The 26,044-nt window shown below is 63.8% G+C and carries 26 protein-coding genes; 2 read left to right on the top strand and 24 right to left on the bottom strand.

The features are described from left to right. Window positions 1–40: 40 nt before the first annotated feature. From PIN31009_RS18815 to PIN31009_RS18755, 13 genes are all read right to left on the bottom strand, one after another. Window positions 41–1,465, bottom strand: a complete 1,425-nt coding sequence (locus PIN31009_RS18815; RefSeq protein WP_174996180.1) for a circularly permuted type 2 ATP-grasp protein — start codon at window positions 1,463–1,465, stop codon at window positions 41–43. Between the two features lie 393 nt (window positions 1,466–1,858). Beyond that, a complete protein-coding gene (locus tag PIN31009_RS18810) occupies window positions 1,859–2,392 on the bottom strand; it encodes an ureidoglycolate lyase (protein ID WP_150684775.1) in 534 nt (177 codons plus the stop codon). Between the two features lie 96 nt (window positions 2,393–2,488). Continuing rightward, window positions 2,489–3,508 carry an allantoicase gene (gene alc, locus PIN31009_RS18805; RefSeq protein ID WP_150790978.1) on the bottom strand — a complete coding sequence of 340 codons (1,020 nt, stop codon included), beginning with the start codon at window positions 3,506–3,508 and terminating at the stop codon, window positions 2,489–2,491. A gap of 71 nt (window positions 3,509–3,579) precedes the next feature. Then, the gene (gene uraD / locus PIN31009_RS18800; RefSeq protein WP_237171927.1) at window positions 3,580–4,113 is read right to left on the bottom strand and encodes a 2-oxo-4-hydroxy-4-carboxy-5-ureidoimidazoline decarboxylase; all 534 of its coding nucleotides are present in this window, start codon (window positions 4,111–4,113) and stop codon (window positions 3,580–3,582) included. 92 nt (window positions 4,114–4,205) lie between these two features. After that, window positions 4,206–5,162: an allantoinase PuuE gene (gene puuE, locus PIN31009_RS18795; RefSeq protein ID WP_150791258.1), complete on the bottom strand. Its 957-nt coding sequence runs from the start codon at window positions 5,160–5,162 to the stop codon at window positions 4,206–4,208. A 325-nt stretch (window positions 5,163–5,487) separates the two neighbouring features. Further along, window positions 5,488–6,420: a muramoyltetrapeptide carboxypeptidase gene (ldcA, locus tag PIN31009_RS18790; protein WP_150791257.1), complete on the bottom strand. Its 933-nt coding sequence runs from the start codon at window positions 6,418–6,420 to the stop codon at window positions 5,488–5,490. 34 nt (window positions 6,421–6,454) lie between these two features. After that, a complete protein-coding gene (gene tadA / locus PIN31009_RS18785) occupies window positions 6,455–7,054 on the bottom strand; it encodes a tRNA adenosine(34) deaminase TadA (protein WP_150791256.1) in 600 nt (199 codons plus the stop codon). 116 nt (window positions 7,055–7,170) lie between these two features. Then, window positions 7,171–8,481, bottom strand: coding sequence for an MFS transporter (tcuC, locus tag PIN31009_RS18780; RefSeq protein WP_150791255.1), 1,311 nt, complete (start codon window positions 8,479–8,481; stop codon window positions 7,171–7,173). 119 nt (window positions 8,482–8,600) lie between these two features. Then, the gene (gene dkgB, locus PIN31009_RS18775; RefSeq protein WP_150791254.1) at window positions 8,601–9,404 is read right to left on the bottom strand and encodes a 2,5-didehydrogluconate reductase DkgB; all 804 of its coding nucleotides are present in this window, start codon (window positions 9,402–9,404) and stop codon (window positions 8,601–8,603) included. 181 nt (window positions 9,405–9,585) lie between these two features. Beyond that, on the bottom strand, window positions 9,586–10,257 hold the full coding sequence (locus tag PIN31009_RS18770; protein WP_150685627.1) for a GntR family transcriptional regulator: 672 nt from the start codon (window positions 10,255–10,257) through the stop codon (window positions 9,586–9,588). A gap of 144 nt (window positions 10,258–10,401) precedes the next feature. Further along, a complete protein-coding gene (locus PIN31009_RS18765; RefSeq protein ID WP_150791253.1) occupies window positions 10,402–11,292 on the bottom strand; it encodes a ParB N-terminal domain-containing protein in 891 nt (296 codons plus the stop codon). 143 nt (window positions 11,293–11,435) lie between these two features. Further along, on the bottom strand, window positions 11,436–12,050 hold the full coding sequence (locus tag PIN31009_RS18760) for an LON peptidase substrate-binding domain-containing protein (protein WP_150791252.1): 615 nt from the start codon (window positions 12,048–12,050) through the stop codon (window positions 11,436–11,438). 19 nt (window positions 12,051–12,069) lie between these two features. Then, entirely contained in the window at window positions 12,070–13,008 is a 939-nt protein-coding gene (locus tag PIN31009_RS18755; protein WP_150791251.1) for a LysR family transcriptional regulator, read from the bottom strand. Between the two features lie 162 nt (window positions 13,009–13,170). Between PIN31009_RS18755 and PIN31009_RS18750 the strand changes: the two genes are divergently transcribed. Further along, on the top strand, window positions 13,171–14,424 hold the full coding sequence (locus PIN31009_RS18750; RefSeq protein ID WP_150791250.1) for an MFS transporter: 1,254 nt from the start codon (window positions 13,171–13,173) through the stop codon (window positions 14,422–14,424). A gap of 115 nt (window positions 14,425–14,539) precedes the next feature. Here PIN31009_RS18750 and PIN31009_RS18745 read toward each other — a convergent pair whose 3' ends face one another. From PIN31009_RS18745 to gcvA, 10 genes are all read right to left on the bottom strand, one after another. Further along, complete coding sequence (locus tag PIN31009_RS18745; protein ID WP_150685632.1) at window positions 14,540–15,019, bottom strand: VOC family protein; 480 nt, start codon at window positions 15,017–15,019, stop codon at window positions 14,540–14,542. Between the two features lie 115 nt (window positions 15,020–15,134). Next, window positions 15,135–16,196, bottom strand: a complete 1,062-nt coding sequence (locus PIN31009_RS18740) for a threonine aldolase family protein (RefSeq protein ID WP_150791249.1) — start codon at window positions 16,194–16,196, stop codon at window positions 15,135–15,137. A gap of 121 nt (window positions 16,197–16,317) precedes the next feature. After that, entirely contained in the window at window positions 16,318–17,127 is an 810-nt protein-coding gene (locus tag PIN31009_RS18735; protein WP_150791248.1) for an AraC family transcriptional regulator, read from the bottom strand. A gap of 48 nt (window positions 17,128–17,175) precedes the next feature. Continuing rightward, window positions 17,176–17,568 carry a hypothetical protein gene (locus PIN31009_RS18730; RefSeq protein WP_150685635.1) on the bottom strand — a complete coding sequence of 131 codons (393 nt, stop codon included), beginning with the start codon at window positions 17,566–17,568 and terminating at the stop codon, window positions 17,176–17,178. Window positions 17,569–17,628: 60 nt separating this feature from the next. After that, a complete protein-coding gene (locus PIN31009_RS18725) occupies window positions 17,629–19,101 on the bottom strand; it encodes an efflux transporter outer membrane subunit (protein ID WP_246185741.1) in 1,473 nt (490 codons plus the stop codon). Next, a complete protein-coding gene (locus PIN31009_RS18720) occupies window positions 19,098–20,030 on the bottom strand; it encodes an HlyD family secretion protein (RefSeq protein WP_150791247.1) in 933 nt (310 codons plus the stop codon). Before PIN31009_RS18720 ends, PIN31009_RS18725 begins: the two co-directional genes overlap by 4 nt. Then, on the bottom strand, window positions 20,023–20,217 hold the full coding sequence (locus PIN31009_RS18715; protein ID WP_087689079.1) for a DUF1656 domain-containing protein: 195 nt from the start codon (window positions 20,215–20,217) through the stop codon (window positions 20,023–20,025). The genes PIN31009_RS18720 and PIN31009_RS18715 overlap by 8 nt, the downstream gene beginning before the upstream one ends. Then, window positions 20,207–22,375 (bottom strand): FUSC family protein, encoded by a 2,169-nt coding sequence (locus PIN31009_RS18710; protein WP_246185740.1) that lies wholly within the window; start codon window positions 22,373–22,375, stop codon window positions 20,207–20,209. Before PIN31009_RS18710 ends, PIN31009_RS18715 begins: the two co-directional genes overlap by 11 nt. A gap of 105 nt (window positions 22,376–22,480) precedes the next feature. Beyond that, the gene (locus PIN31009_RS18705) at window positions 22,481–23,395 is read right to left on the bottom strand and encodes a LysR family transcriptional regulator (protein WP_150791246.1); all 915 of its coding nucleotides are present in this window, start codon (window positions 23,393–23,395) and stop codon (window positions 22,481–22,483) included. Window positions 23,396–23,441: 46 nt separating this feature from the next. Further along, window positions 23,442–24,338 (bottom strand): transcriptional regulator GcvA, encoded by an 897-nt coding sequence (gcvA, locus tag PIN31009_RS18700; protein WP_150791245.1) that lies wholly within the window; start codon window positions 24,336–24,338, stop codon window positions 23,442–23,444. A gap of 154 nt (window positions 24,339–24,492) precedes the next feature. On the opposite strand from gcvA, the gene PIN31009_RS18695 reads away from it, so the two are divergent. After that, on the top strand, window positions 24,493–25,197 hold the full coding sequence (locus PIN31009_RS18695; protein WP_058378949.1) for an SDR family oxidoreductase: 705 nt from the start codon (window positions 24,493–24,495) through the stop codon (window positions 25,195–25,197). 96 nt (window positions 25,198–25,293) lie between these two features. On the opposite strand, the gene PIN31009_RS18690 is transcribed toward PIN31009_RS18695, so the two are convergent. After that, window positions 25,294–26,016 carry a GntR family transcriptional regulator gene (locus PIN31009_RS18690; protein ID WP_425495499.1) on the bottom strand — a complete coding sequence of 241 codons (723 nt, stop codon included), beginning with the start codon at window positions 26,014–26,016 and terminating at the stop codon, window positions 25,294–25,296. Window positions 26,017–26,044: the final 28 nt, after the last annotated feature.

The following is a 26,044-nucleotide window of genomic DNA, read 5'->3' as shown; positions in this document are numbered from 1 at the left end:
CTTCCCGAGTTTGATGACGTAGTTCTGGCAGTCGATTCGGTTACTTCTCAAGGACCCACGTGTCTTTGGTGCCCCCGCCCTGCGACGAGTTGACGACGAGCGAGCCCTCGGTGAGCGCCACGCGCGTGAGGCCGCCCGGCACCATGGTGATGTTCTTGCCGGACGACAGCACGAACGGCCGCAGATCGATGTGTCTCGGCGCGATGCCGGCTTCGACGAAGGTCGGGCAAGCGGACAGCGCCAATGTCGGCTGGGCGATGTAGCCGTCGGGTTTGGCAAGCAGGCGCTGCCGGAAGGCTTCGATCTCCGCTTTGGTGGACGCGGGCCCGACGAGCATGCCGTAGCCGCCGGCACCGTGCACTTCCTTGACGACGAGCTCGCCGAGGTTGTCGAGGGTGTACGCAAGATCGTCGGCGCGCCGGCACTGGTAGGTCGGCACGTTGTTCAAAATCGGCTTTTCGCCGAGATAGAACTCGATCATGTCGGGCACAAACGGGTAGATGGACTTGTCGTCGGCGACACCGGTACCGATGGCGTTGGCCAGTGTGACGCGGCCGGCGCGATAGACGCTCAGCAAACCCGGCACGCCCAGCGTGGAGTCGGCGCGGAAGGCCAGCGGATCGAGGAAGTCGTCGTCGATACGACGGTAAATGACGTCGACGCGCTTGGGGCCGTTGGTGGTGCGCATGAAGACGAGGTTGTCTTCGACGAACAAGTCCTGTCCTTCGACCAACTCGATGCCCATTTGCTGGGCCAGAAACGCATGCTCGAAGTACGCGGAGTTGTAAATACCCGGGGTCATGACGACGACGGTCGGGTCGTCAACGCCCATCGGCGCGACGGCGCGCAGGTTGTCGAGCAACATATCGGGGTAATGCTCGACCGGTGCGATGCGGTTCCGGGCGAACAGCTCCGGGAACAACCGCATCATCATCTTCCGGTTTTCTAGCATGTACGACACGCCGGACGGTACGCGCAGGTTGTCCTCGAGCACGTAGAACACGCCGTCGTCGCCGGTTCCCGCTCTGACAACATCGACGCCCGCGATATGCGCATAGATGTTGCCGGGCACGTCGACACCCTGCATCTCTGGCCGATACTGCGCATTCATCAACACCTGCTCAGCCGGAATAACGCCCGCGCGCAAGATGTCCTGATCGTGATAAACGTCGTGAATGAATCGGTTCAACGCGTCGACCCGCTGCCGTAGACCGGTCTGCAAGGTCTGCCACTCATGCGCTGGAATAATTCTCGGGATGAGGTCGAAGGGAATGAGCCGCTCAGTCCCCGCCTCATTGCCATAGACGGCAAAGGTGATCCCCACCCGTCGGAACGCGAGATCAGCCTCGGTCCGCTTATGGTGCAAGACGTCGTCAGACTGACACTTGAGCCAATCGTCAAATCGACGGTAGTGCGAGCGAGTCGTGCCTGTGATGCTCGCCATCTCGTTATAGCTCTCGACCATACGCTTCTCCGCAGATTGCTGTGTCGAGATCGAGCAATATCCATGCCCGAGCTTTTTTGATCACTTCCGGCACGATTTCGGTGCGGCTTCCTCCACTACGCACCATGCCGGTGATTTTGAGTATAGGTCGGCGCTTTCATTGGCACAGGATTAAGCCTTCTGAACCTCTCCGCTGGCTCAGAACGGAAAACCTCCCCGCTGGACAGACCGAAGCCCCTTCCCGCTGCTCAGACAAGTTCAACTCGCCTCGGGAAGGGGCTTCGGTCTATCCTCACCCACCCTACCGGTCCCTCCAGCGACACCGCCCCCTCCGCTTCCTGCTCCCGCTTCCCGCCAAACAAAAACGCCAGACATCGTCTGGCGTTCTTATTTGATTCCCTGTCCGGCCGCCTGTTACGCAGCTTTCTGCTCGGCCTGCACTTTGTCCAACTCGGCCTGCGTTAGCCAGTACGTCGTCGGTAAATCCTGCTCATCACAGTTGTGACCCTCACCACCCCGGTCCACCACGATGAAGTCACTCACCTCATGCAACGCCAACAACGGGTGATGCCACACACCTCTCGCATAATTCACGCCCTGCCAACCATCCGAGACGAACGCCCGCATCTGGCTCACGTCCAACTCGCCCGCCGGGGCGACCACCACCAAATACGGCAAGGTCTTCAACGGAATAAACGCCTGACTGCCCAACGGATGACGCTCCAACATCTTCACCTCGTACGGCAACGTCCGCGGCTGACCACGGAACACGTTGACCAACGTGCGGCCACCCTCCGGCCCCAAATCCACCGTCGCCAAATCGTGATACCGCTCAGTCGTCCCGCCATTGATCGCGAAATGCTTCGCCCCCGCCAACTCGATCACGTCGCCAAACGCCGCAAACGACTCTCGCGTCAATCGCTCTATCTTCAATGCCGGGCCCGCCATATCACTCTCTCCTTCTTGTTTTTCACTGACTCACCGCCCGGTTGCTGCCGGACGGTGAGCCGCTTTGTTTGTCGCTTTGTTCGTTGTTAAGCTCGCTTACTGCTTCTCGCCCAACCGGCCCCACAGGCGCAGGCGCGACACGCCCCCGTCCGGGATGATGTTGAACCGAATGTGCGTGATCGCACCCAGCTTCTGAATCTGCTCTTCAAAGAAGAACTGCTTGTCCATCGCCAACTTCTGCTCGGGCAACAACACCGGCCAGAACATGGACTGCGTGATCAACGACTGCTCGGTGCCGCCCGTGACGTACGCACCCTGAATGGAACAGCGGTCCGGGAAGTTGCCCTTGAAGTGCGCGGTATCGACTTCGATCTTGCCGATCTCGCCCGGCTGCGCCAGCGCGATGATGGCCCAGTCGTTACCCGGCTCGCGACGACGGCGCGTCTCCCAGCCATCGCCCATGTTGACGCCACGGCCGGGCATCAACAGGTTCGAGGCCAAGCCGAAGTGCTGGTTGTTGGCCGCGACGACATAGCCGCCGTTTTCCATCGCGATCAGGTCGATCAACTCGTCACGCGAGCGATTGTTCCAGTCGCTCTGCGGCAAGCCATACAGGCGCAGGCGCGCGAGACCACCGTCCGGATACAGGTTCACACGCACGTGCGTGGCCGGGCGCTGGCTGGTGATGTCGTGGTAATGGTGCGAGTTGCCTTGCAGCGTGGTCGAGGCGAGCAGTTCGAACCACTCGGCGTTGTCGGCCGGGGCACCGTCGGGGCTGTAGCAGCCTTCCAACGACGCGGCCGGCGGGAAGTTGCCGGTGAAGTGGCTGGTGTCGAGATCGACGCCGAACAACACGCCCGGACGCGCCAGCTTGACGATGCACCAGTCGTAACCGTTGACGCGCTTGCGACGCGTCTCCCAACCGTCCATCCACTTGCCGTTGTCGTCGTACTTGCCGGGGATGAACACGGCAGGGTCGGGGTTGAGCATGCGCTCTTTGGCCGCGAAGAACTCGTCGCTGGCCACCAACGCCTGTGCTCCCAGACGCGGATCAGCCAGATTGACGTAACGGCGCACAAATTCCGGTGCGTTCGGGTCTTGCGGGGCGAGGGCCATGCCAACTCCTTAATGCGCTTTAGTGTCTGAAACGGTAATGCGAATAGTGCTTAAACCTGCGGGCTGGCGGCTCAGTCGCTCACCAGATCCTGCAAGCGGAAACCGGCAATGCGGAAGATCTGACGCAGGCACTCTTCGATCTCGTCGGCACGGCTGTTTTCCAGTCGCGTCGCGAAGTTCTCGATGATGCTGCTGCGCGTATGTCCACGCACGGCGAGGATGTACGGGAAACCGAATTTGGCCTTGTAGGCGTCGTTCAACTGGGTCAGCTGCGCAAACTCTTCGGCGCTGCATTGATCGAGGCCGGCACCGGCCTGCTCACGCGTGGATTCGGCCGTCAATTCGCCACGGACGGCCGCCTTCCCCGCCAATTCCGGGTGGGCACGGATGAGGTCGAGTTGCGGGCCTTCACCCGCATCGATAACGGCCTGACACATGGCATCGTGCAAGGCGGCAACGGTGGCGAACGGACGATCTTCCCAAGCGGCTTCGGCCACCCACGGGGAATGCTCGAAAATGCCGTCAAGGGCGGCGATGAATTCTGCGCGCGGCAGCGCCGACAACGCGGCAACGGTTCGTTGGGTCATAGGCAACGGGGCGTTCATGTACTGCTCTCCTGGAGAACAAGGGTGGCGCCCCGCCGCGCTCCCTCGCGCAGCCCGATGACGCCTGTCGGTTTCTAGATTAGGTGATGAACTCAAGCGGCCACGAACGGGTGGCGCGCCTGCCAATGGCGTGCCACGTCGATACGACGGCACACCCACACCCGGTCATGCTTCTCGATGTGATCGAGGAATCGCTGCAACGCCGCAAAACGCCCCGGACGACCCAACAACCGGCAGTGCATGCCGATGGACAACATCTTCGGCGCTTCGTCACCCTCGGCGTACAAGACGTCGAACGCGTCGCGCAGGTAATGGAAGAAATGGTCGGCGGTGTTGAAACCCTGCGGCGCGGCAAAACGCATGTCGTTGGTGTCGAGGGTGTACGGCACGACCAGATGCGGCTTCACGTCGCCACTGCTGGTTTCCACCTGCGTCCAGAACGGCAGGTCGTCGCCGTAGTTGTCGGAGTCGTAGACGAAGCCGCCCTGCTCGACCACGAGACGGCGCGTGTTGGGACTGTCGCGCCCGGTGTACCAGCCCAGCGGCGCGCTGCCGGTCATTTCCTTGAAGATGTCGATGGCGATGCGCATGTGCTCGCGCTCGGTCGCCTCGTCCATGTTCTGATAGTGAATCCAGCGCCAGCCGTGACACGCAATCTCATGCCCCAGCTCCTGAAACGCGGCGGTCACTTCCGGATGACGCTGCATGGCCATGGCCACGCCGAAGACGGTCAGCGGCAATCCACGGCGCTCGAATTCACGCAGAATCCGCCACACGCCGGCACGCGAACCGTATTCGTAAATGGACTCCATGCTCATGTGACGGGCTTCATACGCTGCCGCGCCAATGATCTCGGAGAGGAACTGCTCGGACGCACGATCACCGTGCAGCACGCAGTTCTCGCCACCTTCTTCGTAGTTCAGAACGAACTGGACGGCAACGCGCGCACGGCCCGGCCAATCGGCAAACGGCACGTGGCGGCCATAGCCGATCAGGTCGCGGGGATAATCCTTGGAACTTGCAGTGTTGCTGGCTGGGCTGCTGGCCATGATGTCTTGGCATCCTTGTGACGGCGAAACGATCGAAGCAGTGTAGCCAAATCCACTCCGGCAAAACATAGCCGTACACAGATATTCAAGCTGTGCCGTGACATATAGTCGCCCTTCACCGCACCCGCTCTGCGGTGCTCTGGCCGCCCCATCCGGCGCACTGGCGGCCCTGACGGCCCTGCCCGTTCTCCCGCGAACTGACAGTGATTTCCCCTGCAAATCCCCCAAAGCGCCACGGATCTGCACGAAACGAAAAAACAACGCCGGGCGCGAAATTCGGCCCGGCGTGGTTGTTCAAACGATGCGGCGGCGGTGATTTACGGCGTCAGACCGCCTTATAGGGATATCCCGTAAGCGTGAGCGTGACGCGCTCACCCGACGTCTGCAACCGCGCCTGACCGCCCACGGGCAAGGTCAGCTTGTCGGGGCAATGACCGAACGGCAGCCCCGTAACGATAGGAATACCCACGACTTTGCGCATGCTGGCAATCATGGTGTCCATGTCGTAACCGTTGTCGTACTCGCTCAACCGGTATTCGGAGAAGTCGCCCAGCACGAGCGCACGCTGCCGCCCGAGAATGCCAGTCTGGTGCAGCTGATACAACATGCGCTCAACCCGGTACGGCGGCTCGTTCACGTCTTCGACAAACAACACGCCGCCGTCGATCTGGGGCAAATAAGGCGTCCCGATCAGGCTGCACACCATCGCCAGATTACCGCCCCACAAGGTGCCCGCAACGTCGATGTCTTTGCCACCACCGTCACCGGTCCACTCGGCAACATGCTCGGGGCCGCTCAGAATCGACTGGAAATGCGAAAGCGTGAAGTCGCTCAGGGTCTCGGCCCCGAAGTCGGCGGTCAGCATCGGTCCGGAGAATGTCGTCAGGTGCGAGCGCGCTAACAAGGCGAGTTGCAGCGCGGTGAAGTCGCTATGGCCGACGATGGCGGCCGGCGTGCCGGACAGGCGTCGATGCAGCCCTTCGTAATCGAGCTGGTCGAGCAGATGCACGGCGCCGTATCCGCCGCGCACGGCCAGAATGACGTCGGGCACCGGATGGTCGCGCCCGGCAAGACGGTTGATCTCGGCAATGCGCTCGGCATTGGTGCCCGCAAAACGCAGGTACTGGCGCTCAAGTGCCTCGCGGTTGTCCACGGCATAGCCAAGCCGCTCGAGCGTCTCGATGCCGCGCGCGGCGACTTCAAGACTGGCCGGATAACCGGAAGGCGCAATCAGTTCAAGCAGCTTCGTCTGGGTCAATTGGGTTGTCCCGGGTAGGCGTTGGGGGAGTGTTTCAGGGGGTATCGGAAGCTTTGCCGGTGGCCTCGGCCGCAGCGGCGAGCCGTCGTGCCCGCGCAGCGGCACGCCGTTCGCTGAAGAACCGTTGCAGTATGCCGACGCACTCGTCGCGACGAACCCCGCCGACGACTTCGGCATGGTGATTGAGCCGCGGTTCCGCAAACAGATCGACGACGCTGCCGCAAGCGCCCGTCTTGGGGTCTGCTGCTCCATACACGACACGCTTGATGCGCGCATGCATGATCGCGCCCGCACACATCACGCACGGTTCCAGTGTCACGTACAACTCGCAGTCGGGCAGCCGGTAGTTGCCCAGTGTCTGGGCCGCTGCGCGCAAGGCCTGCATCTCGGCGTGGGCCGACGGGTCATGGCCACCCACCGGGCAGTTGTGCCCGACGGCAACGACCTGCCCATCGCACACGACCACGGCCCCCACGGGGACCTCGCCCTGCAACATGGCGGCGCGCGCCTGTTCGAGCGCGAGCCCCATATAGGTCGCGTCTGCGGTCGCTTCGGGAGTGCCGTGGAGGGCCGGATCGGTGTCGCCCGGCGGAACGTCGGAATGGTCGTCGGGGGCGGGTAAATCTCGATTCATGTAACGCTGACGGAAAGCCGCCGCGCAACGCCCCACCCTTCGGCGAGACACCACGCAGCGCAATGGGCCGCTTTGGCAATGCGATATTCTCGCACAGCCCCTCGCACGGCCGGCCGTCAGGCCATCGCCGCCGTGGCCGCGCCGCGTTTTCGATACAGCACGAGGGTGGCGATCAGACCGCACACGGCCGCGAAGGTCATCCACCAGCCGGGCGCCGCCTTGTTGCCGGTCAGCCCGATCAGCCCGGTCGCGACCGCAGGCGTGAAGCCGCCGAACAACGCCGTCGCCAGACTGTAGGCCAACGAGAAACCGGCCGTGCGCACGTCGACGGGCATGATCTCGGTCAGGGCGACCACCATGGCCCCGTTGTAGCTGGCGTACAGGAACGAGAGCCACAACTCGACCATGAGCATCTTGCTGAAGGTCGGCTGCACGACCAGCCACGCCATCGCCGGATACGCGGTGAGTATGGTCAGCACGGTGAACACGATCAGCAATGGCCGCCGCCCGATCCGGTCGGACAACGACCCCATGATCGGCAGCCAGATGAAGTTGGACACGCCCACACAGAAGGTCACCACCAAGGCATCAGTGGTCGACAGCTTCAGCACGGATTTGCCGAAGGTCGGCGTGTAGACGGTGATGAGGTAGAACGACACGGTGGTCATGGCCACGAGCATGGTGCCGGCGACCACAAGGCCCCAGTTTTCGAGCATGGAGCGGAAGATTTCGCGGGTGCTCGGACGGTGCTTGCGCGCCAGAAATGCCTCGGTTTCCTGCAACGACCGCCGGATGTAGAAGAGCACCGGCACGATCATGCAACCGATGAAGAACGGAATGCGCCAGCCCCAGTCGGCCACCTGCCCCGGCGTCAGCCACTTGTTGAGCAAGTACCCGAGCAACGCCGCCACGATGATCGCGACCTGCTGACTCGCCGACTGCCAGCTCACATAAAAGCCCTTGTGCCCCGGCGTCGCCATCTCGGACAAATACACGGATACCCCACCCAGTTCGACACCCGCCGAGAAGCCCTGCAACAACCGGCCGATCAGCACGAGCAGCGGTGCGGCGTAGCCAATGGTCGCGAAGCCCGGCACGAAGGCGATGAGGATGGTCCCCATGGCCATCACGGACAAGGTGACGATCAGCCCGCGCCGCCGCCCGATCCGGTCGACGTACGCGCCCAGGATGATGGCGCCCAACGGCCGCATCAGGAAGCCCGCGCCAAACGTCATGAAGGTGAGCATCAACGACGCAAACTCGTCGCCCGACGGGAAAAACGTCGCGGAGATGTAGGTGGCGTAAAAGCCGAACAGGAAGAAGTCGAACATCTCCATGAAATTGCCACTGGTGACGCGAATCACCGTGGCAAATTTCGAGGAAGGCTTTGGGGACACGGAAGCAGAATCAGCAGGACTGGCAGCCATGATGCGTGCACCTCACCGGGGACGATGTCACTCAAGATAGCACTTGGCGCGACACTTGACATCATGGCTTTCACTTCCGCCGGCGCGACCGTATTACAGGTCGTTGGCCGCCGTATTGCTTAGTCCCAAGCCGGGGCCAGCGAAGCCGGGTTGGCCTGACGCTCGTTGCGGTCGAGCGTCGCGATTTGCTGCATGTCGCCGTCGGTCAGACGCAGGTCACGGGCCTTCATATTGCTGGCCAGATTCTCACGCTTGGTCGACGACGGAATGACCGCATAACCCTGCTGCATCGCCCACGCCAACGCCACCTGCGCGGTCGTCGCGCCATGCGCCTGCGCAATCTTCACCAGCACCGGGTCGTTGAGCACCTTGCCATAGGCCAGCGTCATGTACGACGTCACCGGCACGCCCTGCGAGCGGGCAAATTCGGCCAGCTTGCGGTTTTGCAGATACGGGCTCAGTTCGATCTGGTTGGTCGCCAGTTGATCCGGCCCGGCAATGGCAATCGCCTGCTGCAACAACGCGATGGTGAAGTTGGACACGCCGATCGCGCGGGTCAGCCCCTGCGCGCGGGCTTCCAGCAACGCGCCGAGATACTCGTCCATCGACACGGCGTTGGCCGGCGACGGCCAGTGAATCAACGTCAGATCCACCCGGTCGGTGCCAAGCTTCGACAGGCTGTCCTTGAGGCTCGGAATCAGCTTGTCGCTGGAAAAGTTGTCGACCCAGATCTTGGTGGTGAGGTACAGATCGTCACGCTTGACGCCGGAAGCGGCCAGCGCACGGCCGATGTCGGCTTCGTTCTCGTAAATCTGCGCAGTATCGATCGCGCGATAGCCCAGATCGAGGGCGTTGGTCACGGTGTCGAATACGGTTTGGCCCTTGAGGCGGAAAGTCCCCAGACCGAATGCGGGAAGCGTCATGAATGCCATCTCCTGTCAAAACGTCGCGCCGAAAAAATCAACAACGGTTGAATGGCACGACTGAGAACGACAGTGTGGCCCAATCGCACGATCCCCAAAAGTCCCCGCAGCTGCACAAGATTCGTGACGTAGATTCACAAATCTGCGCAACTCAGGCTGTGGCGTTCGGGAATCGAGAGACTTAGACGGCGGCGTAATTGAGGAAGCCGCCATCCTCACGCGCCATCGCCTTGATTTCGTTGCGTGTGGCGAGGATGTGCGCTTCGAGCAGCGACACGACGGCACCGACGTCGCGACGGCGGCATGCGGCGAGGATTTCGTAGTGGTCTTGCTGCGGCTTCTCTTTGCCGGTGGCCTGCGACATCGCGAGATGCGAGTGCCGCTCGGTGTTGAGGCAGTACTCTTCGATGAGCATGCGCAAACGCCGGTTGTTGGCCGGCGCGCAGAGCGCCAGATGGAAACGCCGGTTGAATTCGGCCCACTCCGACACGACTTCGGACGCGGCGTACTCGGTGAGAATCTGCTCCATCACCTGAAAGTCGCGCTCGGCCATGTTCGGCACGGCCAGCTTGGCGGCGTGACATTCGAGCGCCACGCGAATGTCGAGCAACTCGCACAACTGCTCGAGATTCATGCTCGCCACGGTCGCGCCACGGTTCAGATGGTGCGTGACCAACCCCTCCGCTTCCAATTGGCGCAACGCTTCTCGCACCGGCACCCGGCTCGCGTGGAACCGCTCGGCCAAAGCCTCTTGCCGCAATTGATAACCACCCGGGAGCACGCCACTCAAGATCTCGTCTCGAAGCGTGTCGCGAATAGCCTGATGAAGTGCTTGGGGTCCGGGGGGGCGCATGGCGCGATTAGAGCACATTTCCTACGGTTTTTGCGATTCTGGATCCAATTCCGATTTATTGGATCCAATATACGAAATAATATTTTTATCGATATATCTCACGCATCGACGCTTTCGAATCGATGCGTGATGCGCCGTCTCGGCTTACTTGCCTGCGCGCGCTTCTGCGAGGGCGATGGTCAGATGGGCCACCTTCTTCTTGAGGGCATCGCGCTCGGCGGTCATGGCCTTGAGCTCGTTCCCCAGACGCGTCAGCTCGTCCGGATATTGCGACGGATCGATGCTGGTGTCCCACGGCGGCGTGCCGTCGTCTTCCATCTCGTTCTCGTCTTCACCCTTCTTCTTGCGCGGCTTGACCGGGCGCGCTTCGCGCACCTGACGGGCCAACTCGCGCAACTCCTGCTTGCCCGCCACCACGGCAGCCACCTGCGCCGCTTGGGGCAGCGTCGAGACCGCCGCCGCCGCATTGATCGACACTTCGCCGCGCTTCACGGCATCGACCAATTCCGGTGCCGCCGCGTTATGAATCTGCTCGATCTGGCCCAGCGTGTTGCTCGACAGCTTGGCCGCGCGTGCCAGCGCCGCCCGCGTGAGCGCCATCGTGTGTGCCGGAATCCCCGAAGCGGTCGCAGCGGCGGCGCCGTCCTGCGCTGCCTCGCCAGACGCCAAAGGCGCGGCCGGGGCCTCGTCCGCCGTCGCCAGCACGGCCGTGCGGGCTTCGATGATCGTCTTCTTGCGCAGGGCCAGCACGCCGCGCTGGTAGTCCGACACGCTGCGGCGGCCCAGATGGTTGTCGATCATCCACAGACGCACGTCGTCCATCGACTGGAACGACGGGTTTTGCGTCGTGCGGAATTCGATGTCGTGCTTGCAGCAGATTTCGTAGCGGTTGTGGCCGTCGACCAGCACGTCGCCCCACAGGACGAGCGCATCGCGGCACCCTTCGGCAAGCAGGCTCTGTTCGAGCGCCGCGTATTCGTCTGCCGTGAGCGGATCGATATACGCCTTGAGTTCTTGGTTGATCTGGACTGTCATGGATTTTTCGTTACGGTCGCGCCGCGCGGAACATCGCCCCGGCGGGATTCACGGGACGACGCGGCGACGTGAGAGGAGAACTTTGCAGGCGGCATTATCGCCGATCAGCGGCGACGGCGACGCAAGAGAATGCCGCGATGGCGTCAGGACAACACGCCGTGATCGGTCAGAAACGCCTGAATACGGGCCAGACGAGCGATTGGGTCGTCGATGCCGAGCAGCGTTTCTTTTTCGTGCGCCGGCAGCGGCAGCAACTCCGCCCAGCGATCGGCCACCCAGCCGCATTCGTCCAGCCGGTAAGGGGGCGCGAGCGGCAATTTGGCCGCACGGGCCGGGTCGCGCTGCAAGCCAGAAATCAGCTTGCCGAGCGTATCGGCGCTCACTTGCAGGGTGTCGGGAATGGCCGTAGGCGCATCGTCGGGCAGCATCTCGGCCTCGCCCATCCACAGGCCGTATTTGGCCAGCTCGACGGACGAAAGGCGAAATTTCGTCGTCCCCCGGCAGACCAGTTCGAGCAGCGCGGGCATCGGCGCGCGCCAGTCGTCGATGCGCGCCAGGGTGCCGATCATCGCCGGCTCCTCCTGCGAGTCGGGCAGGCGCACTTCACTGCCCTGCCGCAGCACGACGACACCGAACTCGGTCCCCTCGCTCAGGCAGCGCTTGATCATGTCGAGATAGCGCACCTCGAAGATGCGCAAATGCAGCACCCCTGCGGGAAACAGGGCGTTGCCGAGCGGGAAAAGGGGGATCGTTGCCATGCCGTATGATGACATGAAGTCAAACTTGGCACCGGTCGACATTCGGCCAGCGTGCGGTCTCCTGCGCAAAGCGTTCGATCAGAAAATCGAGCAGCGCGCGCACCCTCGGCACCATATAGCGCGTGCGATGCCGCACGGCGTACACGCCCGGTTCCTTCGCAATGTAGTCCGTCAGCAGAATCTTCAACCGCCCTGCCCGTACGTCGTCCGCCGCGTCCCATAGCGTCTTGCGCACGATGCCGCGGCCATCCAGCGCCCAGCGCCTCGCCAGCGTGCCGTCGTTCGTCTCCCATGCCTGCGCCATCGGCACCGTGAACTGCCACGTGGCCTCGTGTTTGCGGAAGTGGAACTCGTTCAGCGGACCCGACGACGTCACCAGCACGATGAACTGATGCGCGGCCAGCGCCTCGGGCGTCTGCGGCTCGCCATGCTTAGCCAGATACTCGGGCGACGCGCAGAGCACACGGCACATCGGCGCGAGACGCCGGGCCACCAGCGCACCGTCATCGGGTTCGCTGAAACGAATGGCCAGATCGACGTCGTCCTGCACGAGATGCGAGATCGAATCGGTCAGTGTCATGGACAAACGCACATCGGGATAGCGTGCCGTGAACTCGTCCAGCCACGGCGTGAGGGTGTGCAGCCCGAAGTCCGTCGATGCCGAAAGACGAATCTTGCCGCGAATGGCGGCGCAGCCCGCTTGCAGCGCCGCCTCGCCGTCGTCGATGGCCTGCAACGCCACCAGACAGTGTTCGAGATACACGCGCCCCTCGTCCGTGAGACGCAACTGGCGCGTGGTGCGCACGAACAGCCGCGTCTGCAACGACGCTTCGAGCTTCATCAGCCGCGCGCTCGCCGCCGCCGGAGAGAGCCCCAGCTTGCGACCGGCCGCCGACAGACTCCCGAGCGTTGCCGCTGTCGTGAACAGGCGCATATCGCCCAGCTTGTCAGTGGCCATTTGCCCGCATCCCCTGCTTTCGATTGACTTGGTCGACTCGATCCATTTGCCAGCTAAATTTGAAAGTCATTCAATGATTCGACGAATTATCAAATGTAACTCGCATCGGCAGACTTCGTCATGTTGTCCCTTCCGGGGACGTTTCGATGCCGATGAATGACCATGTCCTCTCCTTCCCCCGCGACCAGTAGCGGTCGTGCCACTTCTGTCCGTCCAACCGACGCCCCCGTCACCCCCATCACCCCGGGCCATGCCGCCGACGCCACACCGTGGGCGTCGATGGTGGCGCTGATGCTTGCCACGTTCGTTGCCGCCGCCAACGAAACCGTACCCGCCGGCTTATTGCCGCAACTGGCCGAAGGCTTCCACGTGTCCGAAGCGTGGGCCGGTCAGTGGGCGACGCTCTGCGCGCTGGGCGCCGGGCTCGGCGCGGTGCCGCTCACGACGTTGCTCCAGCGCTGGCCGCGCCGCCGGGTGCTGACCACGGCGCTGCTCGGCTTTTTCGCCTGCAATCTGGTTACAGCTGTGTCGACGCACTTCGTGCTCTCGTTAGCCGCGCGCTTCGTCGTTGGGATGGCCACCGGGCTGGCGTGGAGCGAGATCGCCACCTACGCGCGCCGTCTCGTGCCGCCGTCGCGTCAGGGCCGGGCTTTAGCAATCGCCATGCTCGGCGTGCCGCTGGCGTTAGCTATCGGCGTGCCGATGGCGACGTGGCTCGGGCACCTGATCGGCTGGCGCTGGGTGTTCGGCGGCCTGTCGGCGTTCGCGCTGATTCTGGTGGGCTGGGTGCAGCTCATCGTGCCCGACGTGCACGCCGAAACGGTCGGCGAGCGAGCCCGCATCGGCGACGTGCTGCGCCTGCCGGGCGTGCGTCCGGTGTTGGCCGTCGTGATGCTGTGGGTCATTGCGCACTACACGCTCTACACCTACATCGCGCCGTTTTTGGCATCGCTCGGCAAAGAAGACCGTCTGGCGGCCATGCTGTCGACGTTCGGCATTTGCACGCTCGTCGGCCTGTGGGGCGTGGGCCTGTGGGTGGATCGCTGGCTGCGCCGGCTGGTGCTGGTGGCACTGGGCACCTTTGCGCTGGTGATTGTCGCGTTCAGCGGATGGGGCGCATCGTGGCCGGTGCTCGGCGTCGGTGCCGTGTTCTGGGGCCTGAGCTTCAGCGGTGCCCCCACGTTGCTGCAAACCGCACTGGGCGATGCCGCGGGAGAACACGAACACGTGGCGCAGTCGATGCTCGTGACCGTGTTCAATCTGTCGTTCGCCGTCAGCGGCGTGCTCGGGGGTGCCGTGCTCGAAACCCTCGGGGCGGCGGCCATGCCGTGGGTGTTGCTCGGACTGGTGCTGGCGGCGTGGCTTGTCGCCTTCGCCGCACGGCGGCACGGCTTTGCGCCGCGACGCCACCACTAAGCCATCATTCGGCAGGTGAAGCGCCGAAGCGCCCCACGATTCGGGCGCTTCGGTCTCACTTCGGTCTCACTTCGGTCTCACTTCGGTCGCACTTCAGGCGGTACTTGCCGTCACGTCAGTCCGCGGCGGCGACGGCGCGGTCGAGCGCGGCGATATCGATCTTCTGCATCTGCATCATGGCTTCCATGGCGCGCCGTCCTGCGACGGGATCGCTGCCGCCGACGAGATCGAGCAAGCGCTGCGGCGTGATTTGCCACGAGAAGCCCCAGCGGTCCTTGCACCAGCCGCAGTCCATGGCCGCCCCGCCGTTGCCGATCACGGCGTTCCAGTAGCGGTCGGTCTCCGCCTGATCGCCGGTGACCACCATGAAGCTCACCGCTTCATTCGGTTTGAAATTCGGTCCACCGTTCAGCCCGACAAATCGGCGGCCGACCACGGTGAAGTCGACGGTCAATTCCGGCCCCACGCCGATGCCCGGGATGGGCGACACGTGTCTGGCGTCGACATGACTATCGGGAAACGTTGCGGCATAGAACTCTGCGGCCTCGCGGGCCTGACCCTGATCGAACCAAAGCATGGTGACGAGTTGTGTCATCGCTATCTCCTATTCAAGTGGCGCTGCGCGACCATGATAGTCCCGTCGATATCGCCGGTCTTTCGCAATCCCAACCGAGCGCCAACGCCGCACCGGCGAAGTGCAAAACGATGCGTCAGCCAGCGGCTCTCGCCTGACCCCGCAATTCGGCAAGCCGCGCCACGAACGCATCGACTTGCCGGACATCGGTCGCCCACGACGTCACCAGCCGGACAAGTGAACGGCTGGCATCGGTGCGCTCCCAGACGTAGAAGTCAAAGTCGCGCTTCATCGCTTCGATGACGGTATCGGGCAGTACCGCGAACACCAGATTCGTGGCCGTTTCCGAAGCCAGTTCATGGCCGTTGGCAACGATGCCCGCCGCCAGTCTCGCGGCCATCGCATTGGCGTGTCGCGCGTTCTGGAAGAACAAATCCTTGTCGCCGAACAGCGCCTGAAACTGAATGCCCAGCAAACGTCCCTTGGCCAGCATCGCGCCGCGCTGCTTGAGGTGGAACGCGAAGTCCACCGCCAGTTCGGGATGGCAAACGACGATGGCCTCGCCGATCAGTGCGCCCGCCTTGGTGCCGCCGATCCAGAAGATATCCGCCAGCGACGCGATGTCGGCCAGCGTCGCGTCGTTCTGGTCGGAGGCCAGCGCCGCGCCCAGTCGTGCGCCGTCGACGAACAACAAGAGTCCGCGCTGCCGGGCCAGCGTGGATATCGCGCGAAGTTCGGCCAGCGTGTAGACCGTCCCCGTCTCGGTCGCATTCGAGAGATAGATGAGCCGGGGCTTCGCCATGTGCGGAAAATGCGCGTTGCTGTCCAGCGCCGTTTCGATGCTCTGCGGCGTGAGTTTTCCGTCGACGGGCGGCACCACGATCAACTTGTGGCCGGTCGCCTCAATGGCTCCCGCCTCGCGCGTCACAATATGCCCGGAGGTCGCGGCGATCACGGCTTCGTGTGGCCGCAGGCAAGCGGCAATCGACACGATATTGGCAAGCGTGCCACTGGCCACATAGTGGATCGCGCCTTGGAAGCGATCGCCCAGACGCGCCTTGATGCGCGCCGTCGCGTCGGCACAGTAGTCGTCGTCGCCGTACGGGCGCTGTTGTTCGAGGTTGGATGCCGTGAGCGCGCTGAGGATGTCGGGGTGTGCACCCTCGCTGTAATCGTCGAGAAAGCTGAAAGTCGTCATACCGGGCTTCTGCCTTGGAAGTGGAACGCCCGGACGAGGGTCCGGCCGGGCACTGGACAGAAGACTACCGGCAGTTACCGGAATCGCCTTGTAAAAAATTGATCGAGGCGTCTCTTGGCCATCAGAACCGCGCGGGCGTCACCCCGTAGGCCTGCCGAAATGCGCGCGTGAAATGGCTTTGATCGAAGAATCCGACGGCGTGCGCGACCTCCGTCATGGGCATCTCGCGATTCGCATGCATCAGCGCCACGGCCTTTTCGAGCCGCATTCGCAGCAGCCACGCGTGCGGTGTCATGCCGATGGTGTGCTTGAACAACTTGAGAAACCGGAACCGGTCGAGGCCGACCAGACCCGACAAGTCCTCCAGCACGATCTTCTGCGCGACATGGGCCTCCACATAATCGCGCACGCGCTGCAATTGCTGCGACGACAGCGCCCCCGCGACCGCCAACGGTGCCGGCCGCCGCATGCGGGCAAACAGCGACTCAAGCACGGAAAGCACTTGGGTTTCGCTGCGCATGACGTCGCCGCCAGGCTGGCGCAAGGCCGCATGGATGCCCAGCAGTTGCTCGGCAAGGCTCGCGTCCTGAAGCACGACGGCGGCCTGCGACGGGAAATAGTGCTTGCCCGTGATTTCTTCACCGAGACCGTCGAGCAAGGCCGGCGAGAGCCGAAACGTCTGGAGCGTGTACGAGGCTTCGGCCCCTGCCGTGCCGTCATGAACTTCGCCCGGCGGCATGAGCTGGATCGTGCCTCGGGTCAGCACCAGCGATTCACCCCGCATGGTTTGCCGTTGCACGCCGCTGGCGATCAGCGCGATATGACAGTCGAGATGGTAGTGAGGCGCAAAGCGGAACTCGGCGAAACGCGCCGTGCCCAGCGTCAGGCCCGGAATGTCGCTCGAATGACTGTAATGCACCTCTTCTGACACCACCCACCTCCTGCCCGCAACCGGTCGTCCGCCATGCGCAAGCCTGCATTATGTCAGGCGCCGAACCAGCGCGTGGGCCTCCTCTCGCGTCGCGACGGCTTCATGGGCAATGCCGAACGCCTTGACCGCCGTCTCGCCCATCGCCTTGACCATAGCGCGCTGGGTGTCGTCGGGCTCGATGCTCACGAGCGCCTTGCACACTTCGGCCAGCGCCGCCTTGTTGTGCTTGAGCCAGACGGCGCGCTGCTTGCGGTCTTCATGGGATTCGTCGCCCTTCAACTGATCGTAGACCACCACGAACGGTTCGCCGTTGTTCACGAGCGCGGCCATTTCCGCCTCCCATTGGCCGGCATAGCCGGGTTCGGCGGCGTGCTGATTGAAGAGGACAAACGGCAACTCGCGAATGTCATGGATCGAAAACATCTGTGGATCGAGTGGCATGGTCAATAACTCCTGTTGCGTGTTGAATGAAACGAGTGCAATACGGCATGCGGTGGCGGATCAATTCACCGCCTCCTCCCAACCCGCGCCGAGCGACTTGTAGAGCGCAATCGCGCTGCGCACCTCGCCGCCCTGACTCAAAGCGAGCGCATCGCGGGCGTGGTTGGCCGCACGTTGCGCAGTCAGCACGGGCAAATAACCGCTCAGTCCACGGCGGTATAACCGCGTCGCCCGGTCGAGCGCCTGCTGGCTGTCGCCCACCGCCGCCGCCAGCGAAAGCTGCCGCGCGCGTTCGCTGTTCAGCCCCGTAAGCGCATCTTCGACGTCGCGTAGCGCCAGCCGCACGTCGCGCTCATAGGCGAGTCGTGCCGCGTCCGCCTGCGCCTGTGCTGCCGTGACACCGGCACGGGCCCGCCCGCCGTCGTAGAGCGTCTGGCTCGTCTGCAACGCCGCGGACCACGCGAGACTCGCGCCCGAGAACAGGTCACTCAACAGACTGGCCGTCGTGCCGAGACTCAGGGGAATGCTGAAGTGAGGAAAGCGCGCGGCCTCCGCGACACCGATCTGCGCCGTCGCGGCCGCCAACCGGCGCTCGGCGGCACGCACGTCGGGACGCTGGCGCATCACCTCCGAAGGCATCGACAACGGCAAGGAGGGCGCGACGGGTAACCGTGGCGACGGCTGTGCCAGCAGGTCACGCCAGTCGCCCGAGAAGCCACCCGTCAATACACCGATGGCATGGCTGAGTCGCGCGACTTCGGCGTCCAGTTGCGGCGGCAACGCCTGCGCCGTCTCGCGCTCAGCGCGCGCCTGCGCCACGTCGGCCGACGTGCCGAGGCCGTGCGCCAGCGCTCGTTCGGCAAGCTGTTCGCCTTGCGTCAGGTTGCGGATGTTTTCCTGTGCAATGGCGAGCCGAGCCTGCGCCGTGCGCAACATGGCGTAGTCGGCGGCGAGTTCGGCAAGCAAGCTCACCTGTACCGCGTGCGCGTCGTCGGTCACGGCATCGATTTGCGCGTCGGCGGCTTCCACAGCGCGGCGCGTGCCGCCGAAGATATCGAGTTCCCAACTGGCGTCGAAGCCGGCGCGCCATGTCCGCGATCCACCAATGCCGGGCGGCCAGTCGAGGCGTTCACTGGAGCGCAACGCTTGCCCGACACCGCCGACCGAGACTGTCGGCCCGAGCCCGGCGGCAATCTGAATACGCTCGGCTCTTGCTTGCGTCAGCCGCGTTCGGGCAATGGCGAGATCCTGATTGCCCGCCAGTGCGGCATCGACCAGTTGGTCGAGTACCGGATCGTTGAACGATCGCCACCACGTGCGCAGTGGCTCCTGCTGGGCAGCACTGAATTCGCCGCGCCCATCGTGCCCCTGTTGCGCTTCATGCCATTGCGACGGCACATCGATATGAGGGCTGCGGTAGTCGGGACCGAGTGTCGTGCAACCTGTCGCCAGCAGGGCAAGTGATGTGGCGAGGACTATTGCGCGCAGCGGCAGGCGTCGCCGGGAGCCGTTCGACATCGAAACAGCGATCATGACATCCACCGCATCAGCAGACTGGCCAGCGCGCCTTTCGGTGCGGCGCCCTGCCCTGACGGGCCAACATCGACGCTGCACGTCATGCCGGCGGCCAGTACGATCCCCGGCGGCACGCGGTCGATGGCGACGCGCACGGGGATACGCTGCGCCAGACGCACCCAACTGAACGTGGGCTCAACGCTCGGCAGGCCCTGCGAATCCGGATGCTCGTTGGCATCGGTGATGCCGCGTCCGATGCTCGCCACGTGGCCGTCGATCAGGTCATCGAAGCCCATCAGCCGGATGCGTGCCGGCGCGCCCGGGTGAATGCCCCGCAGTTTCGTTTCCTCGAAATAACCCGTGATCCAGAAACTGTGGGCGTCGAGCAGCGCGATGCTGGCGTGTCCGGCGACGGCGTAATCGCCCGGCCGAAGCCGTAGGTGCGTGACGTAACCGTCGACCGGCGCGCGCAACTCGGTGCGCGCGAGATCGAGTCGCGCGACGTCGAGTGCGACCTGTGCCCGGCGTTGGTCCGCCATGGCAATCGCCACCGCCTGACCCGCGCGCTGAATCTCTTCGCCGGGCACCAGATCGTCCATCCCGCGACGCCGTCGCGCGTCTTGTTGCTTCTGCTGCAAGACGGCGCTCGCGGCGCTCAACTGCGCCTCGGCCTGCGAGACGGCGAGCCGAAAACGCTCGGGATCGACGCGGTATAGCAGGTCGCCGCGCCGCACGAACTGATTGTCGACGACGGCCACGTCTTGCACGGTGCCGGAGATTTCCGGTGCAATGCGCACGACTTCGGCACTGACGCGCCCGTCGCGCGTCCATGGCGCGAGAACGTACGCCTGCCACAGCGCAACCACAAGAACCACCGCCAGACAAAGCGCGGCCAAAGTGCCCGCCGCTTTCGCGACCGGACGGAACCACAACGCACGATTAGACATAAAGCATCAAGACAGAAACCAGACAGAGGGAAATGGCGAACTCGAAGAGCGCCGGATGCCAGACGCGCCGCAACACGCCGGTGCGTGCGAGAACGAAGCGCACCCCGAGGAAAAGCGGCACGGCAACGCAGGCATAAACAAAGAACGGCGGCAAATAGATGCCCGCCACGGCAACTTCACTGAGCATGGGTACGCACCGGAGGCAACGTTGAGAAATAGCTGGCGTGAGCGTCGAGCAAGTCGGCGATATCGGTCAGCGCGGCTTGCACGCCGGTAACACTTGCCGCCTCTACATGCGCCACGGAAAGACGCCGTGCGGCATCCCGTGCGTGACGTGCAGACCGTGACGGATCGTCCGCACGGCGTGCCATGCGAGCGAGGGCTGTCGCGATGATCTGGCGGCACAAGGCATCGCCCCCCTTGCGTTGCAACCACGCGCGCAGGCGATGAATTTCGCGCCCGAGATGCAGGCTGGCCAGCGCATCCGCAATCGCCCGATCCATGGCGTCCGGCTGCGTCTTGAGCAACGCCCCCAACTGCGCGATTCGATGCTGTTGCCGGCGTTGCCAGACGTGTGAGTTGTGCGAGGTGGCCGCAAGACTTCCCACGCGCAACAACTTCACGGCCTCATCGCGAATGCGTGCGCGCAGGCGGGCGATGTCGCGCGGCAACTGCCTCGGCAAAAACAACCGGAAGCCCATCCACGCGAAGAGCGTGCCTAGCACCCATGCGATCGACCAGTTCAGGAACAGGGCGACGTCGTAGTGCATCGGGTTATCGGCGCCCGTCAACGTGTTGAAGCCAACGAGGTACGCCAGCGCGGCAAGGCCGTGCTGCGGCATCGTCGTCGCGTAAATGCCGGGCAGCCAGAACAAGGCCAGCACGACAAGCAACAGGGGCAGGCCTTCGATGTGCGGCAGCACGACGAACGCGCAGACAAACGCCGCCGGCACTGCGATCACCGTGCCCTTGACGAACTGCAACGCCCCGGCCGCCGGGTTGGGTGCCGTCGCGAGCAACGCGCAATACGGCGCAACGATCAGCAGCATCATGTCGCCGTGCGGCCAGCCCGTGACGATCCAGAATGCCCCCGTGCAGACCAGCGTCAGCATGGCGCGCAAGCCGTTCTGCCAAGCGGCGCGAACGTCACGATGAAAATGCACGGGCGGTACAGGTGGCACATGTCGGGATGCCGTCCGCGGACGTGTTCGGCGCAGCGACGCGAGGCCCTCCAACGCGGCGAGATAGTCGTCGATCTGTTCGATCAGCCGGTCGACCGCGATGTGAAGCGCTGGGGATGTCGATGGGGTGATGCCCGACGGTGCTTCGAGCGTTGCCGACAGACGCGCCCGCGCAGTGCGCAGAATATCCACGGCGCGCGGTAAGCCCGTTGCCCCCGTTGCTACGGCCTGTCCGGCCTCGCGCCACGCGGTGGCGAGCATGGACGGCATGTCGCGCCATTGCTGTGACGCATCACGCTCGCCCCCGGTCGGCAACACCCCACCCGCCAGCGCCGCGAAGAGCGACGCCATCGCGTGCCGCACGGCGTCCGCGCGATGGGCCAGATCGGACGATTCGGCCTTGCCCAGCGCGAGCAAGTCATCGATACCGTAAATCTCGGCCATCAGTTGCCGCCGGGCCGGGGCGATCGTTGGCGTGGCCGCGCGGGTCCCGTCGGCACCGCTAACGGCAGCGGCGTGCTGGCTGGCCAACGCTTCGGCGACATTTGCCGACAATCGTCCCAACAAGCCTTCCAGCTTGCTGCGCACACTGCGCCGGCTGAACAACGCCGACACCAGCCCCAGACACACGACGCCGATCATGACGGTCGAGCCCCGGCCGATCACATGTTCGAAAGTCAGTTGCGGATGTTGCAGCGCGCCGAACGTCGCCAGCCCGACGGTGTAGCCTGCGACCACCACACCCGACGCCCGGAAGTGCCGCAGCAGCGTCATGCCCGCCACACAAAGCCCGAGCCACAGGCCGAAGCCCAGCAGAAACAGCCATGGCATCTGCCCGAATGCGCTCATGAGCAGCACCGACACGGCCATGCCGCCGAGGGTGCCGAGCACACGCCACGTCCCTTTGCCGATGACGGCGCCCTGAATGGGGTTGATGACCAGCAAGACCGTCGATGCCGCCGAATACGGCATCTCCAGTTCCAGCGCATAGGCGACGACGAGCGCCAGCCACGCAGCGAGGATGGACCGTAAAACGTAGGTGGCGCGTGGCGAGCTCAGATCGATCCGCCCGAGCCCGGCCAGTAACCGGAGGGTCAGGCGGCCGGGCGGTGTTGCCCCGGCTGCCACGGCATTAGTCGCCGTCTGCGATGACGCGGATTGCACGATGTCCCTTTACCGAAGTGATGTCGATCACCACTGTAGGGGCCACCGCTACGCTGCGAAAAGTGACTTGATTGGAATTAATGAGTGCGCCAGACGCAACGATTCTCAGGCGGCGGCCGGCAGATCCCCGCACAGCTCGCGAATCGTGCGGCGCAGCCACTGATGCGCCGGGTCCGCCTGAAAGCGCGGGTGCCATGCCTGCGTGAGCACCACCGTCTCCAACGGCACCGGCAGATCGAATGCGCGAATGCGCATGCCCGCCGAGATCGCGCTCTGCGCAAGATCGGACGGCAACGCCAGCAACAAGTCCGAGTCTTGCAGCGCGAACAGTGCCGTGAACGGGGTCGAGACCACCAGCGCCACATGACGGCGAAGGCCGAGTCCGTCGAGCGCCGTGTCGATCGGCCCCGCGAATTTCCCTCGCCGCGATACGCCGATATGCCCCCAGCGCGTGATTCGCTCGGGCGTAATGTCCTCGTCGAAGATCGGATGGTCGTCGCGCGCGATCCCCACAAAGCGCGTAGTGAACAGCGACTGCACCCGGATCTCCGGCCCGAGCTGGCGCGATGCGCTGATGAAAAGATCGATGCGCCCGCTGCGCAGCGCTTCGTCGTCGATGTCGTCCTCTTCGGGGGCGAAACGCAGCATCGCGCGCGGCATCTCGCTAGACATCGCTTCGAGCAACCGGCCCGAATGCATGCCGACGAAAATGTCGTTGGCGCGCACGTTGAAGCGTCGCTCCAGCGTCTTGAGATCGACTTCGGCACTCGGGGAGAGAACTTGTGTTGCCTGCTCGACGGCGAGACGGACCTGCTCACGCAGCGCCAGTGCACGTGGTGTCGGCACCAGCTTGCGACCGGCCTGCACGAATACCGGGTCGCCCAGTGTTTCGCGGATACGGCTGAGCGTGCGGCTCATCGCCGGCGGGCTCAGATGCATACGCCGGGCGGCGCCCACGACGCTCCCCTCTTCCAACAGAATGTCGAGCGCGTGAAGCAAATTCAGATCGGGATACGCCATGGCAAGTGAGAGTTTCCAATTACGTTCGATTGCGTTTGGCGAAATCCTAACCCGCGAAGCGTGTCTCCTGCAAAAGCCAAGCGCGCACATTCGCCACCTGCCCCGCGTGACGCTGACGACGCGGCGACACGATGTAGAAGCCCGCCCCCGTGCGTAATTCGGTGTCGAAGAGGCGCACCAGCCGCCCGGCGGCAACGTCCGGCGCGACAAAGTCCGTATGCGCTAGCGCCAGCCCCTGACCGGCGACGGCGGCATCGATCGCGAGTGCAGTCTGATTGAAGCGGATGTTCTTCGCGACCGAGGGCAGCGACTTCGGCATCGCCTGATCGAGGAACTGCGGCCATGCGTTGTGGGCATCGTGCAGCAAGGCATGGCCGTGCAGCGTGCCCGCTGGCCCGGGATGCCCAGCGGTAGCGAGCAATTGCGGGCTGGCGACGGCGACCTGCACTTCTTCGAACAGCAACTCCACACTCACGCCACCGCCGAACGGTGGGCGGCCGTAGCGCACGGCGAGGTCGACGGCGTCGGCCTGGAAATGCGACAACCGGTCGGTCGCGAGAATGCGCAGGTCAATGTCGGGATGCGTGGCGAGAAACGCCGGAAGCCTCGGAATCAGCCATTTGGACGCGAACGTCGGCGTCACGCTGATCGTCAGCCGAAGCGGCTCCGGCCGCAACGCCTGCGTGGCTTCAGTCAGCACTTCGAACGCACGGCGCACGCTGCCGGAATAGCGCCGACCATTCTCCGTGAGCGAGAGTGTGCGCGGATGGCGCTCGAACAGCTTCATGCCGAGCTCGGCTTCCAGCCCGCGAATCTGTTGGGCGACCGCGCCCTGCGTCACACCGAGTTCCTCGGCGGCAATGCGGAAGTTCAGATGCCGGCTCGCGGCCTCGAACGCACGCAACGCGTTAAGTGACGGAAGACGGCCAAAAGCTTCGGACATGGTGTAGTTTTTCTACTGGATCAAGCGTTGAAATCTGGTGCATCGACCCGCGCGTGGGATGTTACGCTTTCATCCGTGAATGACGAGCGTTGCACGAGTCACGAGAGTCGGGGCGCCATGGTGGCGGCAGCCGACGCATCTGGAGGATAGCAGCATGACTGTAGAAAAAGTGGCGTTGGTGACGGCAGGCGGCAGCGGCATGGGTGCCGCAGCGGCGCGCCGGTTGGCAGCCGATGGTTATAAGGTCGGCATTCTGTCGTCGTCCGGCAAGGGCGAGGCGCTGGCCGCCGAGTTGGGCGGTGTGGGCGTCACGGGCTCGAACCAGTCGGTTGAATCGCTGCAAGCACTGGTCGATGCCGCCGTCTCGCGCTGGGGCCGCATCGACGTGCTGGTCAACAGCGCCGGGCATGGCCCGCGTGCGCCGATTCTCGAGATCAGCGACGACGACTGGCATCGCGGGATGGATACGTATCTGATGAACGTAATTCGTCCGACGCGGCTGGTGACGCCGATCATGCAGAAGCAGCAAGCGGGCGCGATCATCAACATCTCGACGGCATGGGCCTTCGAGCCGAGCGACATGTTCCCGACGTCGGCGGTGTTCCGTGCGGGGCTCGCATCGTTCACGAAGCTGTTTGCCGACAAGTACGCGAAAGACAACGTGCGCATGAACAACATCCTGCCCGGCTGGATCGACAGCCTGCCGCAACAAGACACACGCCGCGACAGCGTGCCGATGCAGCGCTACGGCAAGGCCGAAGAAATTGCCGCAACGGTGGCGTTTCTCGCATCGGAAGGCGGCGGCTATATCACCGGCCAAAACCTTCGTGTAGATGGCGGACTGACCCGCTCGGTGTAAGCGTCCCCCACGTATGAAAAAGCCCCGCCATGTTTTGTCATGGCGGGGCTTTCTTTATGAGGCGGCGTGCTGACGTTCGCGCGATGTGCAAATGCGCTATGCCCGGTCACCCAGCACCGTGGCACGCGTGAATTCCTCGATGTTGTCCAGCAGCGCGTCGAGCGCTTCACCCGCCCGCTTTACTTCACCGGCAGCAATCGCTTCGGCCACTTCGGCGTGCAGACGCGCCATCGTCGGCAAGTCGGCCGCTTCCTTGTAGTGGTAGTACCAGAAACGGCGCGACAGGCCGTGCAGCAACCGCATCGCACCTTCGGCGAATTCGTTGCGTGCGGCGACCAGACACAACTCGTTGAATTCGCGGTCGGCGCGGACAAACTCCACATCCTTGCCGCTGCGCGCAGAACTCTTAAATTCCTTCGCCAGACGCGTGAAATGCTCGCGTTGTTCGGCAGTGGCCTTCTTCGCGGCGCTTCTGGCGATCAGCCGTTCGACTTCGCGCCGTGTTTCCAACAGTCGCAACTGCTTGCCCACATCCATCGGCGGCACGAGCAGCCCGCGCTGTGGCAGCACGACGATCAGATGTTCACGGGCCAGCCGCTGAATGGCCTCGCGAATCGGTGTGCGGCCAAAGCCCGTCATCTCGCTCAACTGCAACTCCGACATCGTCGAGCCGGGCGCGAGCCGCAGCGTCACGATTGCCTCTTCAATCCACTCGTAAGCACGATCGACCATGTGACCGCGAGGGATCGCCTCTACGCGCTGTTCCGGCGTGACGGCTTCTGATTTTTCCTTGCGTGGTGTCGCTTTTTTTGTCGCCATTGGGTCAGGGCTCAGAGCAAATATTAAT

It is taken from the genome of Pandoraea iniqua, assembly GCF_902459685.1.
In the GTDB taxonomy this organism is placed as follows: domain Bacteria; phylum Pseudomonadota; class Gammaproteobacteria; order Burkholderiales; family Burkholderiaceae; genus Pandoraea; species Pandoraea iniqua.
The sequence above is the reverse complement of the archived record's forward strand: the minus strand, read 5'-3'. Positions and strand labels throughout refer to the sequence as shown.

Bases quoted from the DNA above. Each gene is read 5' to 3' on its own strand.
- PIN31009_RS18765 (WP_150791253.1), bottom strand. From the start codon at position 11,292: ATGACAGTCCAGATCAACCAAGAACTCAAGGCGTATATCGATCCGCTC.
- PIN31009_RS18815 (WP_174996180.1), bottom strand. From the start codon at position 1,465: ATGGTCGAGAGCTATAACGAGATGGCGAGCATCACAGGCACGACTCGC.
- PIN31009_RS18720 (WP_150791247.1), bottom strand. From the start codon at position 20,030: ATGTCTAATCGTGCGTTGTGGTTCCGTCCGGTCGCGAAAGCGGCGGGC.
- tadA (WP_150791256.1), bottom strand. From the start codon at position 7,054: ATGAATCGAGATTTACCCGCCCCCGACGACCATTCCGACGTTCCGCCG.
- gcvA (WP_150791245.1), bottom strand. From the start codon at position 24,338: ATGTCCGAAGCTTTTGGCCGTCTTCCGTCACTTAACGCGTTGCGTGCG.
- tcuC (WP_150791255.1), bottom strand. From the start codon at position 8,481: ATGGCTGCCAGTCCTGCTGATTCTGCTTCCGTGTCCCCAAAGCCTTCC.
- alc (WP_150790978.1), bottom strand. From the start codon at position 3,508: ATGGCCCTCGCCCCGCAAGACCCGAACGCACCGGAATTTGTGCGCCGT.
- PIN31009_RS18690 (WP_425495499.1), bottom strand. From the start codon at position 26,016: ATGGCGACAAAAAAAGCGACACCACGCAAGGAAAAATCAGAAGCCGTC.
- PIN31009_RS18740 (WP_150791249.1), bottom strand. From the start codon at position 16,196: ATGACGACTTTCAGCTTTCTCGACGATTACAGCGAGGGTGCACACCCC.
- PIN31009_RS18810 (WP_150684775.1), bottom strand. From the start codon at position 2,392: ATGGCGGGCCCGGCATTGAAGATAGAGCGATTGACGCGAGAGTCGTTT.
- PIN31009_RS18695 (WP_058378949.1), top strand. From the start codon at position 24,493: ATGACTGTAGAAAAAGTGGCGTTGGTGACGGCAGGCGGCAGCGGCATG.
- PIN31009_RS18730 (WP_150685635.1), bottom strand. From the start codon at position 17,568: ATGCCACTCGATCCACAGATGTTTTCGATCCATGACATTCGCGAGTTG.
- PIN31009_RS18745 (WP_150685632.1), bottom strand. From the start codon at position 15,019: ATGACACAACTCGTCACCATGCTTTGGTTCGATCAGGGTCAGGCCCGC.
- puuE (WP_150791258.1), bottom strand. From the start codon at position 5,162: ATGGCCAGCAGCCCAGCCAGCAACACTGCAAGTTCCAAGGATTATCCC.
- PIN31009_RS18770 (WP_150685627.1), bottom strand. From the start codon at position 10,257: ATGCGCCCCCCCGGACCCCAAGCACTTCATCAGGCTATTCGCGACACG.
- PIN31009_RS18715 (WP_087689079.1), bottom strand. From the start codon at position 20,217: ATGCTCAGTGAAGTTGCCGTGGCGGGCATCTATTTGCCGCCGTTCTTT.
- uraD (WP_237171927.1), bottom strand. From the start codon at position 4,113: ATGAACGCCCCGTTGCCTATGACCCAACGAACCGTTGCCGCGTTGTCG.
- PIN31009_RS18750 (WP_150791250.1), top strand. From the start codon at position 13,171: ATGTCCTCTCCTTCCCCCGCGACCAGTAGCGGTCGTGCCACTTCTGTC.
- PIN31009_RS18755 (WP_150791251.1), bottom strand. From the start codon at position 13,008: ATGGCCACTGACAAGCTGGGCGATATGCGCCTGTTCACGACAGCGGCA.
- PIN31009_RS18705 (WP_150791246.1), bottom strand. From the start codon at position 23,395: ATGGCGTATCCCGATCTGAATTTGCTTCACGCGCTCGACATTCTGTTG.
- dkgB (WP_150791254.1), bottom strand. From the start codon at position 9,404: ATGACGCTTCCCGCATTCGGTCTGGGGACTTTCCGCCTCAAGGGCCAA.
- PIN31009_RS18760 (WP_150791252.1), bottom strand. From the start codon at position 12,050: ATGGCAACGATCCCCCTTTTCCCGCTCGGCAACGCCCTGTTTCCCGCA.
- PIN31009_RS18725 (WP_246185741.1), bottom strand. From the start codon at position 19,101: ATGATCGCTGTTTCGATGTCGAACGGCTCCCGGCGACGCCTGCCGCTG.